Origin of the sequence: Nocardioides sp. NPDC057767 (assembly GCF_042798275.1) — a bacterium.
Classification (GTDB): domain Bacteria; phylum Actinomycetota; class Actinomycetes; order Propionibacteriales; family Nocardioidaceae; genus Nocardioides.
The window spans coordinates 42,866-52,454 of the sequence record NZ_JBHVKJ010000039.1; the positions used below are offsets into that span (position 1 = coordinate 42,866).

General features: G+C 71.2%; 10 protein-coding genes. 6 read left to right on the forward strand and 4 right to left on the reverse strand.

Going from position 1 to position 9,589, the window contains the following annotated elements; translation table 11 throughout:
- Window positions 1–18: 18 nt before the first annotated feature.
- Window positions 19–456: a DoxX family protein gene (locus ACFVDI_RS19755; protein WP_378908652.1), complete on the forward strand. Its 438-nt coding sequence runs from the start codon at window positions 19–21 to the stop codon at window positions 454–456.
- Window positions 457–551: 95 nt separating this feature from the next.
- On the opposite strand, the gene ACFVDI_RS19760 is transcribed toward ACFVDI_RS19755, so the two are convergent.
- A complete protein-coding gene (locus tag ACFVDI_RS19760) occupies window positions 552–2,318 on the reverse strand; it encodes an ABC transporter ATP-binding protein (protein WP_378908691.1) in 1,767 nt (588 codons plus the stop codon).
- A gap of 152 nt (window positions 2,319–2,470) precedes the next feature.
- Between ACFVDI_RS19760 and ACFVDI_RS19765 the strand changes: the two genes are divergently transcribed.
- The 5 genes from ACFVDI_RS19765 (at window position 2,471) to ACFVDI_RS19785 (ending at window position 7,181) form a co-directional block, all read left to right on the forward strand.
- Complete coding sequence (locus tag ACFVDI_RS19765; protein WP_378908657.1) at window positions 2,471–2,986, forward strand: GNAT family N-acetyltransferase; 516 nt, start codon at window positions 2,471–2,473, stop codon at window positions 2,984–2,986.
- Between the two features lie 79 nt (window positions 2,987–3,065).
- Window positions 3,066–4,283 carry a helix-turn-helix domain-containing protein gene (locus tag ACFVDI_RS19770; RefSeq protein WP_378908662.1) on the forward strand — a complete coding sequence of 406 codons (1,218 nt, stop codon included), beginning with the start codon at window positions 3,066–3,068 and terminating at the stop codon, window positions 4,281–4,283.
- Window positions 4,284–4,369: 86 nt separating this feature from the next.
- The gene (locus ACFVDI_RS19775) at window positions 4,370–5,785 is read left to right on the forward strand and encodes a fatty acid desaturase (RefSeq protein WP_378908667.1); all 1,416 of its coding nucleotides are present in this window, start codon (window positions 4,370–4,372) and stop codon (window positions 5,783–5,785) included.
- The gene (locus ACFVDI_RS19780) at window positions 5,782–5,976 is read left to right on the forward strand and encodes a ferredoxin (RefSeq protein WP_378908672.1); all 195 of its coding nucleotides are present in this window, start codon (window positions 5,782–5,784) and stop codon (window positions 5,974–5,976) included. The genes ACFVDI_RS19775 and ACFVDI_RS19780 overlap by 4 nt, the downstream gene beginning before the upstream one ends.
- A 2-nt stretch (window positions 5,977–5,978) precedes the next feature.
- Entirely contained in the window at window positions 5,979–7,181 is a 1,203-nt protein-coding gene (locus tag ACFVDI_RS19785) for an NAD(P)/FAD-dependent oxidoreductase (protein ID WP_378908675.1), read from the forward strand.
- Here the strand turns inward: ACFVDI_RS19785 and ACFVDI_RS19790 are convergent.
- Genes ACFVDI_RS19790 through ACFVDI_RS19800 form a run of 3 tightly spaced genes read right to left on the reverse strand, consistent with a single transcriptional unit; the run spans window position 7,133 to window position 9,467 of the window.
- On the reverse strand, window positions 7,133–8,026 hold the full coding sequence (locus ACFVDI_RS19790; protein WP_378908679.1) for a universal stress protein: 894 nt from the start codon (window positions 8,024–8,026) through the stop codon (window positions 7,133–7,135). The genes ACFVDI_RS19785 and ACFVDI_RS19790 overlap by 49 nt on opposite strands.
- Window positions 8,027–8,061: 35 nt before the next feature.
- Entirely contained in the window at window positions 8,062–8,478 is a 417-nt protein-coding gene (locus ACFVDI_RS19795; RefSeq protein WP_378908682.1) for a pyridoxamine 5'-phosphate oxidase family protein, read from the reverse strand.
- 14 nt (window positions 8,479–8,492) lie between these two features.
- Window positions 8,493–9,467 (reverse strand): universal stress protein, encoded by a 975-nt coding sequence (locus ACFVDI_RS19800; RefSeq protein ID WP_378908686.1) that lies wholly within the window; start codon window positions 9,465–9,467, stop codon window positions 8,493–8,495.
- Between the last annotated feature and the right edge of the window lie 122 nt (window positions 9,468–9,589).

The following is a 9,589-nucleotide window of genomic DNA, read 5'->3' on the forward strand; positions in this document are numbered from 1 at the left end:
AACGACAGAAGGAACATCATGAAACTCGGACAGTCGCTCCCTGCTCCCGCCACCGACCTGGGCCTGCTCGCCGCCCGGCTCCTCGTCGGCAGCGTCCTGATCGCCCACGGCTGGCAGAAGTTCGCCACCTACACGCTCGACGGGACCGCGCAGTCCTTCGAGGCGATGGGTGTCCCGGCCGCCCAGGCGGCCGCGACCTTCGCCGCTCTCGTCGAGCTCGCCGGGGGTGCGCTGCTACTGCTGGGCCTGCTCACCCCCGTCGCCGCCGCCCTCGTCGTCATCGACATGATCGGCGCCTTCTGGTTCGCCCACCGCAGCTCCGGCGTGTTCGTCGACCAGGGTGGCTGGGAGCTGGTCGCGGTCGTCTCGGCCATCGCCATCGCCCTCGCCGTGGCCGGTCCCGGCCGCGCCAGCATCGATCACGCCATCGGTGGGAGGCTCCGGGCCGAGGCCTGAGGATCGCCCGGCGAACACCTCCGCCGTGCCTCCGCGAACTCGTCGCGACGCGGAGGCACGGCGAATCCGATGCTCGGCACCCACGGCGGTGTTTCCTAGACCTGGTCGGCGAAGATCTCGGCGAAGCGGCCGGGTGAGGCGAGGAGCTCGTCGTAGGTGCCGCACTGCACGATGCGACCGTTGTCGAACACGTAGATCCGGTCCATGCCGCGCAGGGTCCAGGCGCGGTGGGAGACGACGATGGTGATCCGGTCCTCGCGGGTGGCCTGGAGCTGCGCGAAGACCTCGCGCTCGGCCTCGGCGTCGATGGCGCTGGTCGGCTCGTCGAGGATCCAGATCCCTGCCCGGCGCAGGGCGACCCGCGCCAGGGCGAGGCGCTGCCACTGGCCACCGGAGAGGCCGACGCCCTCCCACTGGGCACCGAGCTGGCTGTCGGCCTGGCCCGGCAGGTCTCTGACCAGGTCCGCCGCCAGAGCCGTACGCAGCGCCCGGTCCAGGTCGGGCTCAGGGATCTCCGGGCGCGGATCCCCCAGGCCGACGGTCTCGCGGACGGTGAACTCGTAGCGGCCGAACTCCTGGGTGAGCAGGCCGAAGTGCGCCAGCCGCTGTCGCTCGCTCATGGTGAGCACGTCGACGCCATCGATGAGCACCTCGCCGGAGTCGGGCGCCAGGGCACCGAGGATCGCGTTGATCGTGGTCGTCTTGCCAGCACCGTTGACGCCGACGAGGGCGATGATCTCGCCGCGTACGGCGTGCAGGTCGGCATCGACGACGGCCGGACGCCTGCCGCCGGGGTAGGTGACGGTGAGATCGCGTACATCCAGGCGGCCGACGGAGGCGACCACGTCCGCCGCGTCCTCGGCCGAGGCCAGCTCGAGGGCGTCGCGGTAGAACCGTGAGTGCGGGCTCGCCGAGATCAGGCCACCGAAGGAGTAGCTCGCCGACCTCACGGCCGCGAGCCCGGAGAGCACACCCGCGACCGCAGCGGCGGTCAGACCGCCCGGTAGGTCGGCGGTCACCATCGACAGGACTGCGCCCGCGACGAGCAGGCCGGTGAGGCCGGCGCCAACAAGCTGCCAGCGAAGCTCGATGTCATGGATCCGCTCGATGACCCGCAGCGCACGCAACGCATGCACGGAAGCGATCCCGGCGACCTTCTCCCCCGTTCCTGCGACCGCGAGCTCCGTGCCCGAGCGCTGTTGGATGAGTTGCTCGGTCGCGTAGCCGGCGTAGCGGGAGGCCTTGGCGTACTCGGGCCAGTGCTTCGTCTCGTGCCGGGCGACATACGCGTGAACCACGATGGTGGGGCCCATCGCCGCCATCACGAACAGTCCAGCGAGGACGTTCATCGAGGAAACGGTGACGCACAGTCCCACCGCGGTGATCAGCGTGCCTGCCGCCGCGAGCGCGTCTCGCGGCATCCAGGTCAGGTACGTACCACCCTTCCGCGCCGCCTCGAGCGCGACCACGATCGCCGGGTCGGCGAGCTGGGCCGGACGTAGGCGCCCCGCGGCGTGAGCGAGCTCGTTGGTGTAGTGGTATTCGAGCTGGTATCTGATCCGGATCGCCGCGGTCGAGGCGACCTGACCGATCGGGTCGCTGACCGCGAGCACGAGGATCAGTCCGGTCAGCGGAGCGACGACCGTGCCACCCACATCACCCTCCCGCCCGAGGGCGAGCACGGTCCGGGCCAGCAGCCACACCTGCGCGGCTGGGAGGAGCGCGTCGACGACGCCGAACCCGACCGCCACCAGCAACCATCGCGGCGAGTGGCGCGCCGCGTCCCGTAGACCGCTCCACGACGCCACCGCCGTCGCCACCAGCGCCTCCTGCCAGCTCGTCGTCGACGCGGACGGGTTCACCGTCAAGAGCTCTCCTCCCAGGCAAGAAGACCGTGTGGTGGTTCCTTCCTACCGGGTTTCGCGCCGCTTCGACGGATGACCACGCATTCCTCTCGCCCGCGACACGCCTGAAAGCGTTCGACAGGCGAATCCGGTCGTGACAGGTTCCGTCCATGCACCTCAGAGACGGGTCCGTCAGCGACCTCCCCGCCGCCATGAGCCTCCTCGACGCCGCCGTCGCCTGGCTCGCCTCGCAGGGCCGCACCGGGCAGTGGGGCGCGAAGCCGTTCTCCTCGGTCGAGGCCCGGGTCGAGCAGATCCGGCAGATGCTGTCCGAGCGCATCGCCCGGATCGCGGAGGAGGACGGAGTGGTCGTCGGGGTCTGCGTGCTGGCCGAGGAGCCACTGCCGTACGTCGAGCCCGCGCCGATCCCCGAGCTCTACCTGCAGCTTCTGGTGACCGACCGGGAGCGGAGCGGCTCCGGGATCGGCCGGGTGCTGGTCGACGACGCCGTCGAGATCGCGCGACAGCAAGGTGTGGAGCAGATGAGGCTCGACTGCTACGCAGGTGACGACGAGGCGCTGATCGGCGTCTACGAGCGGTTCGGGTTCACCCTCGAGCGACGGTTCACCGTCGACACCGGGCAGGCCGAGCCGTGGCCCGGCGCGGTGCTGCGGATGGACATCTGAGCGTCGTCTCCGAGCCACAGACACGGCGCCGACCTTTGTAAACTGCCCGAAGCCCGCGTGGGCGAGAGGGGTGGAGGCGATGACCGAGATCAGTGCCTGGTTGGCGGCGTTCGCCGACCAGCAGCGCCGACCCGAGGAGGTGGCCCGCTGGGCCGCGGCGACCGCAGACGCGATCCTGGCCGACGGCGAGGTCGACGTCGCCGATCTCAGACCGCTGATCCTGGAGGCCGTCGAGCAGCACTGGTACGCCTTCCTCGACCGCATCACCGTGCCGGAGGCTCCGTTCGAGCTGGTCCCGTCGGCGCAGGCCGTGGCACTCGAGGCCGCCCGTCGTCATATCGGCCTCCCACTGCTGCTGAAGGTCTATCAGCGAGCGCAGGAGGCGAGCTGGGACTTCGCGGTGCAGGTCGTCCGGCAGGCACCTGACGACCTCGACCACGAGGCTCTGCTGGTCTGGTTCTGGACGAAGGCCAACGCCTGGTTCGGCTCCTCGGTCGAGCAGTCCGTGCTGATCCATCAGACCGAGACGAACCGGATCCGGCAGCGTGGGGACGCCCGTCGCTTCGAGGTGGTCTCGGAGGCGCTGGACACCCGGAGCGTCTCCCCCGCCGAGCTGTCCGCGGCACTGGCCGGCCATCCGATCAACATCCCCGGCCACGTCGCCCTGGTCGCGCACGCCCTCACCGCCGACTCCATCGAGCAGCTCGAGCCGGCCCTCACCGCGGTGACCCGCCGCGCCGGCCATGTCCGGTCGGTGCTGGTCCGACCCGGCGGTAGGGACATGTGGGCCTGGCTGGCGGCGGGCGAACGGCCGGACGCCGTGACCGACACCGGGATCGACCCGAGGGCCGTCCGGGTGACGATGGGCGTCGGCGGAAGCGGCCTCGGCGGCTTCGTCGCGGCGCATCTGGACGCGCAGGCAGCCCAGCGGGTCGCCCTGGCGCCAGGGCGCCGGGAACCGGTGACGTTCTACGACGACGTGGCCGCCCTGGTTCTCGTCTCGCACGACCCCGACGCCGCCGAGCGGTTCGCCCGCACGACCCTGCGCGGTCTGGCCGACCCTTCCCAGCGCCGGCTTCGCGAGACCGTGCGCGAGGTGCTCACCTCGGCAGAGACGGCGGACAGGCTCGCCGAACGGCTCGGCGTCCACAAGAACACCATCCGCTACCGCGTGGCGCAGGCCGAGCGGCTCCTCGGGCGCCCGTTGCGCGAACGGGCCGGCGACCTGCTGCTGGCGCTCGACTACCACGACGTCTTCCTCGCGAACACGACTGTGAAAATGCACAGTAATTCGTGAGCGATTCGGCCTGATCCGCCAAAGACTCCGGCGGTTGCCTACGTCCATTCTGACAAGGACGTAACCGGCATCACAGGAGGCATCAGATGACACTCGGCGCCAGCGGCACCGTCGACAGGGGCTCCACCGAGAGGTGGCGAGACCGGAAGCGCTATCTGTGGCTCCTCGGCCTCGTGGTCCCGTCGTTCGCCTTCATCGCCGTCGGTGGCTACGTCCTGACCGGGTGGGGCGCCTTCTTGTGGACGGGGCCGATCGTCGTCCTCCTCGTCGTCCCGGCCATCGACTTCGCGGCGGGCCTGGACCGCTCCAACCCGCCCGACGACATCATCGAGGAGCTCGAGGAGGACAGGTACTACCGCTACATCACCTTCGCGTTCCTTCCGATCCAGTACGCCGGGTTCGCCTTCGCGATGTACCTGATCGCGACCCAGGACTGGCCGCTGGCGCACAAGATCGGCCTGGCCCTCACCATCGGGTTCATCGGCGGCATCGGCATCAACACCGCCCACGAGCTCGGCCACAAGAAGGAGAGCCACGAGCGCTGGCTGTCCAAGATCGCGCTCGCGCAGAGCTTCTACGGACACTTCTACATCGAGCACAACCGCGGCCACCACGTACGCGTCGCGACACCGGAGGACCCGGCCTCCTCCCGGATGGGCGAGACCCTCTACGGCTTCTGGTTCCGCACCGTGCTCGGGTCGCTCGAGAGCGCCTGGGGGCTGGAGGCGAAGCGCTACCGGCGCAAGGGCACCCACCCGTTCCACCTCGGCAACGACGTCCTCAACGCGTGGCTGATGAGCGTGGCCCTGTGGACCGCGATGACGCTCTGGCTGGGCGTCGGGATCCTGCCCTACCTGGTCCTCCAGGCCGTCATCGGGTTCTCCCTGCTGGAGATCGTCAACTACCTGGAGCACTACGGGATGCTGCGACAGAAGACCACCTCCGGACGCTACGAGCGGGTGCTGCCGATGCATTCGTGGAACTCCAACAACATCGCCACCAACGTGCTCCTCTACCACCTGCAGCGGCACAGCGACCACCATGCCAACCCGACCCGGCGCTACCAGACGCTGCGTGACTACCGGGAGTCCCCGGTCCTGCCGACCGGCTACGCCGGGATGATCGTCCTGGCCCTGGTCCCGCCGTTGTGGCGCCGGGTGATGGACAAGCGCGTGGTCGCCCACTTCGACGGCGACGTCCGGCTGGCCAACGTACGTCCCGGCCGGCTCGACAAGCTGCTCGCGAAGTTCCCACCTCCCGCCGATCCCGCGCGTGAGGAGATCGCGGCGATCGACGACGTCACCCGGCAGACCTTCGACGACGAGGTCGCCGCCGGCCGGTGCCCGGGATGCGGCTACGTCTACGAGGTCGCGGCCGGCAACGAGCTGGAGGGCTTCGCCGCCGGCACCGCCTGGCGAGACATCCCCGACGACTGGTGCTGCCCTGACTGCGGCGTACGCGAGAAGGTCGATTTCATCCCGCTGAAGGAGTCCACGCTGTGAGTGCCATCGAAGCCGACAAGACGATCTGCGAGGGCATCGGGATGTGCGAGGCCCAGGCCGACAACTACTTCCAGATCGGCGACGACGGACTGGTCGACGTCCTGACCACCGAGGTGCCGGAGTCCGACCGCGGGTACGTCCGAGCCGCCGTCGACTCCTGCCCGGTCTCCGCGCTCCGCCTGAAGGAGTGAGCATGTCCGCTGACCACGACCGTCATCTCCTGGTCGTCGGCGCCGGCCTGGCCGGGCTCCGTGCGGTCGAGGGCGCACGTCAAGCCGGGTGGACCGGACCGATCACGATCGTCGGCGACGAGCCGCACCCGCCCTACGACCGGCCACCCCTGTCCAAGGCGGCGCTCTCCGGCGAGGAGCAGCCCGCCGTGCCGGTGCTACGGTCGAGCGAGGTGATCGAGGAGCTGCGGGTCCAGCATCTCGCCGGGGTGCAGGTCCACGGCCTCGACGCCGAGCGCCGCACGGTGGCCACCAGCGCCGGGGAGCTCGGCTACGACGCGCTCGTCATCGCCACCGGCAGCACCGCGACGACGCTTCCCGGGCTGTCCGGTCTCCCCGGTGTCCACGTGCTCCGTCGCTACGACGACGCGCTCGAGGTACGCGACTCCCTGGCCCGCTCGCGACGGGTGATGATCGTCGGGGCCGGGTTCATCGGCTCCGAGATCGCCTCGGCGGCCCGCGCCCGCGGCGTCGAGGTCACCGTCCTGGAGGCGAGCAGCCGCCCGCTGGAGCGGGCGGTCGGCCCGCGTGCGGCCGGGCGGCTGATGGAGCTGCATGCCGAGGCCGGCGTCCGGCTGCTCACCAGGACCACCGTGTCCGGCGTACGCACCTCCGACCGCGGCGTCGACGCGATCGAGCTGAGCACCGGCGAGACCTTGACCGCCGATGCCGTCATCCTGGGCATCGGCGCCCGCCCGGCGACGGCGTGGCTCGCCGGCAGCAACGTCGCCCTGGACGTACGCACCGGCGGTGTTCTCTGCGACCGCACGCTGGCGACGAGCGCTCCCGGGGTCTGGGCCGCGGGCGACGTGGCGTGCGTCGCCGGCGAGCGCCACGAGCACTGGACCGCCGCCGGCGAGCAGGGCCGGCTGGCGGGCGCGAACGCCGCCGGGGCCGGCGAGGTCTTCGCCTCGGTCCCCTTCGCCTGGTCGACCTGGCACGGTCGCCGGATCCAGGTCGTCGGGGAGACGACGGCGGCCGACGAGGAGGAGCGCGAGCCCGGGTTCATCGTCTACCGGCGCGACGGGCACGAGGTCGGGGCCGTCGGCATCGACAGCCCCGGCCACGTCGCCCGGCTCCGCCGCGCCCTCGCCGCGCAGGCTTCGGACCGACGCGCTCAGACGGCGGTTGCCGGAGGCGTGTCGGCGCGCGAGTCGCGGGAGTAGGCGGACGGCACCACCGCGACCACGCTGTGCGCATGGTCCAGGAGGTGGCCGGCGGCCCCACCGGGACCGCTGGTCACGACCATGTGCATAGTCCGGGACTGCTCGGCGAGCACGTGGGCGAGGCTTCCGGAGTGGATCCGGACGCGCGGGTGCAGGTCCGGGTAGCGCTCCCGGAGCCCGGCGACGCACTCCGCGACCAGGGCCCGGTCGTCGTCCGTGCCGTCCGAGCCGCCGGCGTGGTAGCAGTACAGCACCGTGACCGGCAGGTTGCGCTGGGCCGCCTGGTCGAAGGCGAACTCGAGGGCGGGGATCGAGTCACCGGTCCCGTCGATGCCGACGAGCACGCCTCGGCCCACTCCCCCGCCACCGGGACGCAGCACGACCACCGGACAGCGCGCGTCCTTGACGGTCGACCTGCTGACCGAGCCGAGGATCCGGCTGCGGATCGGGCCTCTCCCCCGCGACCCGAGCACCAGCAACGAGGCATGGGCGGAGGCGGCATCCAGCACACGTGCCACGGACCCGGCCTCCAGCTCCACGCTCACCTCCGGACGCCGGTAGCCAACGAAACCGGGAGCCCGGGAGAGCTCGTCGAGACGACGGTTGGCGTAACGGCTGGCGCTCGCCAGCACGGTCGCGCCGTAGTCCTGCTCGGGCTCGGAGGGAGCTCCCGCCCGGAACTCTGGCGGGGTGTCCAGGGTCGCGGCGGAGACGACGTGGAACAGGCACATGTCTCGCCCGTCCCGAAACGCCTGCTCGGCCGCCCAGGACACGCTCTCGGTCGCCTCCGGCCAGTTCTCGACGCCGACCAGGACGGCGCCCTCGGGGATCGCTGCGTACGTCATCTCGACTCCTTCGGCTCTACTCGTCTGCCACGTGCTCAGGTCGGCACGACGCGCCGGCCGGTGATCTCGGTCGGCGTGATGCACACGAACAGGGTCCGCTGTCCGTTGGTCCACGGCTCGGGCTCGACGTCGTGCGCCTTGAGCCAGACGCCGTCGACGAACTCCGCGGTCCCCCGGGCCAGCACGCTCCAGCCCGAGGAGGTGTAGGTGTCGAACTCGTCGATCTGATAGGACACCGACCCGGTGCCGACGTGGTTGGAGATCACGGTGCGCGGAGCGGTGCGGAAGACGATCCGCTCACCCACCATGACGTGGTTGACCGGCAGGACCAGTGGCCCGGCCGGGTCGCCGAAGGCGACCCGGCCGACCTCGTTGCGGTCCAGCAGGTCCAGGCACTCGGCGCGGTCCATCTGGGTCAGGTGACCGGGGAACCATCGGGCTGCGAGGTACATCGTCGTCTCCTTCGTCACCGTCGTCCGGCTCCGGCCGACCGGTTGTTCGCTGTGGTGGGGCCGTCCGTGGCCCCGGCGCCCCCCTCGAACGCCGGGGCCACGTGCGGGTCGATCTCGACCGGACAGGTGCTCTCACGGAGCACCGCGCGGGCGGTGCCGCCCAGCTGTCCGAAGTCGAGGAAGTGGCGGGCGCGGCCCAGGATCAGCAGCTCGGCACGGCGGGATGCCTCCACCAGGGCGAAGGCCGTCTGGGCGTGCACCACCTCGATGTGGGCCTCGACCGCTGCCGCCTCCGGTCCGCACTCGGCACGAGCCGCCTCGAGGACGCCGTCGAGCTCCCGCTCGGCCCGCTCCGTCCACTGGTGCTCCTCGCTCCCGACGGTGAGGTAGTCCTGGTAGGCCCCGAAGGTGTGCCACGCGTGCAGGAGGCGCAGCGCCGCGCCACGCGCGGCCGCCACCTCCAGCCCCCGGCGTACGAGAGCGATGGATGTGGCCGCGTCGTGGACCCCCACGACGATCTCGTGGGGCGAGCCCTCGCGCGGCCAGGCGGCCGGGACGACGACCATGGGCACCGGCGAGTGGGCCGCGACCGGGCCGATGATCGAGGAGGTGATGATCCGGTCGAACCGCTTCCGCGGCTGGTCGCCGAGCACCAGGAGGCGGGCCTTGGCCGCCTCTTGGGCCAGCACCGCAGACGGCTTCCCCAGCAGCAGGTACGTGCTCACGACCGCGCCGCTGTTGGCCACCGCCTCCTCCGCCTCGGCGAGGATCGCGCGGCCGAGCTTGCCCATCCGCGAGTCGGGGTCGGTGTGGGCCGGCGGCCAGGTCGGCAGCGGCGGCGCGTACGGGTCGACCACGTAGACCAGGTGCAACGCGGAGTTGGATCGGACCGCCTCCGCGGCGGCGTAGCGGGCGGCAGCGATCCCGGCCTCGGTGCCGTCGACTCCTGCCAGGACGAGGTTCCTGGTCCCCTTGATTACTTCAGCCATGGCTCCAGCGTCGCTCTGCGGGGCGGTTCCCTGACAGGGACCGTCGGCCCCGGCCAAGGGCCTTTGGTCGCTCATCACGACTCCTCCTCGGCAGCGAGCACCGTCTGCGTCACGGCGACCAC